This window comes from bacterium (genome assembly GCA_030247525.1).
In the GTDB taxonomy this organism is placed as follows: Bacteria; Electryoneota; JAOADG01; order JAOADG01; family JAOADG01; genus JAOTSC01.
In genome coordinates this window covers 1-2,300 of record JAOTSC010000276.1, presented here as the reverse complement: position 1 = coordinate 2,300, position 2,300 = coordinate 1, and the positions used below count along the sequence as shown (strand labels likewise).

Genomic DNA, 2,300 nt, shown 5'->3' with positions numbered 1-2,300 from the left:
GGATGGTATTGCTTTGTATCGCGGTGCACGAGCAAGAATTGTCGATGTTACTATCGAAAAGGGAAGAGGTGCAGGTATCGGCATTACTTGGGACGCACAGGCAGAAATAATACGAACGACAGTTTCCGATTACTGGAAAGGGATAGGAACGTTTGGCGATGCCCAAGCGGATGTGATGAATTGCACCATTCACGACAACTTGGGATGGGGACTAATTGCTTCGGGGAAATCCAAGCTCATCGCAGCAAACAACGCCATCCTACGAAACGGTAACTGCGGTGTGGCGCAGTGGTCGGATAGCTCGCAAGCAGAATTCTACAACAATCTGATTATTGGAAACGGATGGCGAAAAGAGTGGGTTTGTCCATGTGTCGGATATTGGCAAGGGGGGCATGGGAAAACGTTTCTAAACAATAACCTGTTTTGGCAAAATGTTGCCAGTGAAACGCAAGGATTGGATTTCGATATCTTTGCTAATAGACGTGTAAAAGTGAGCGACTATTTCTCGGTTACTGGAAATCTTAGTGATCATCCTGGTGATATCGATTCCCTCGGCTATCCTATCCATCCCGAGACTTGGGAGTATCGAGCTGCTGGTGCCAAAACAAAATGGGATATCAATCTGACTGAACCTTACGGTATTGGCCCTGCTTTTGGTGTACACTCTCGCCACAAAAAGCCAGATTAACAAAGAGCGGATTGCTTGCAATCCGCTCTTCTCAAATCGCAATAGATGCTATTTAGAAATCGCTATACATCATATAGCGGAAGTCCTCGATCTTCGCTTCCTTCTTCAGTTTAGCCAAATAATCGTTGTACAACTGCTGCTGACGCTTCTGAATGATCTGATTCGTCTGCTGCATCGTTTGGCTGTTAAACTGGCTTGAATCGGCTGGGGTACGTTCAGTTACGGTGTACAAGTACGCCCCGCGAGTGCCGCGTGCCGGTCCAAGCAAAGTATTCAACGGAGCAGTCTTTGCTGGTACCGTCATATCAAGCTCTTTTCCAACGCTAGGTAGCCAGTCTCTTGCCTTTACAGTGCCCGTTGTATCTATCTTCAAACCAGAAGCAGCAGCGATTGTTTCCAGATTAGCACCACGACCCTTCGCTTCGTTTGCTTTCTGTACTGCTTTGGTAATTCGCTTCTCTTTTACCAATTGATCGACGATTTGCTTGCGCACTTCTGTTAGGGGACGTACTCCGGCTGCTTTTACTTCAACAACTCCGACGACAAACCAGGCGTTGCGGATGTAGTATGGGAAGGAAACCTCGCCGATCTTAGATTCAAATGCAAAATTCGTCGCTAAGATAGATCGACCCACTTTCGGAATGGAACCGGTCTGTTGCGTGAATAATCCTGACGAATCGAGTTTGACGTTGTACTGCTTTGCTAAGACATTTACATCGGATTTTTTTGTCTGTAAACTCTGCGCAAATTCGCGTGCCGTTTCCCGAATCAAATCTTTTGTTTCCGGAGAAGCGGTGAACTTGAAAAGCACGTGAGAAGCTTCGACTTGTTCGTCTTGTGCCGGAGTTTCCGGTTGCCCTTTCTTCGCTTTCTTGGCGGCGGTCGCTGCTTTCTTACCGGTAACCTTAATAACATGCCACCCGAATTGAGTCATTACCGGAGGGGCTATGCTATCGATAGGAGTGCTAAAAGCCAATTCCTCAAACGGCTTCACCATTCGGCCGCGACCAAAATATCCTACTGACCCGCCATTCTGTGCCGAGTTATCTTCCGAATAAGTCTTGGCTAACTCCGCAAAATCCTCTCCTTTTTTCGCCCTTTGATAAATCTCATACGCTTGTTCTTTTGCATGGGCACTATCGGATGCAGTCGGTTGCTCGGAGAATTGAACAAACCACACTTTGCGCTGTTCAGCAATCTTGAATTCCTCTTGCCGGGCTTTGTACTCCGCCTCGACTTCCTGCTCGGTTACACTGTTGGTATCGGCAGGATTATTCTCAGTTGGGAATGCGATATACTTCAACTTGAACGTGGTATTCTTGTCGGTCCAATCCTCCCACAACTCCTTCTGAGAAACCATCGCTGAAGCAGTGATTTGATCGATTAGCCGTTGTTGTCGCAACCGGGCTTTTACATCCATTTCCAGCATAATGATTTCGTTGGTGGCTTGCGGATTGCGGAGAAACTCCTCGTATTTTGCGGCATCGAACTGACCGTTATTCTGAAAGACCTCGGCTTGCTGCACGTATTGTGGAGGATTGTTGCGGAGCTCATAAGCAATTTCCCGGGTACCAATCGATACGCCCAATCGGTCAAGTTCTTGTTCTAACAG

General features: G+C 47.3%; 2 protein-coding genes. One reads left to right on the top strand and one right to left on the bottom strand.

Going from position 1 to position 2,300, the window contains the following annotated elements:
- The coding region (locus OEM52_14925; protein ID MDK9701427.1) for a right-handed parallel beta-helix repeat-containing protein at window positions 1-688 on the top strand (688 nt) is incomplete at its 5' end.
- Between the two features lie 52 nt (window positions 689-740).
- Here OEM52_14925 and OEM52_14920 read toward each other — a convergent pair.
- Window positions 741-2,300, bottom strand: a 1,560-nt coding sequence (locus OEM52_14920) for a peptidylprolyl isomerase (protein MDK9701426.1), incomplete at its 5' end; no start/stop codon positions are given.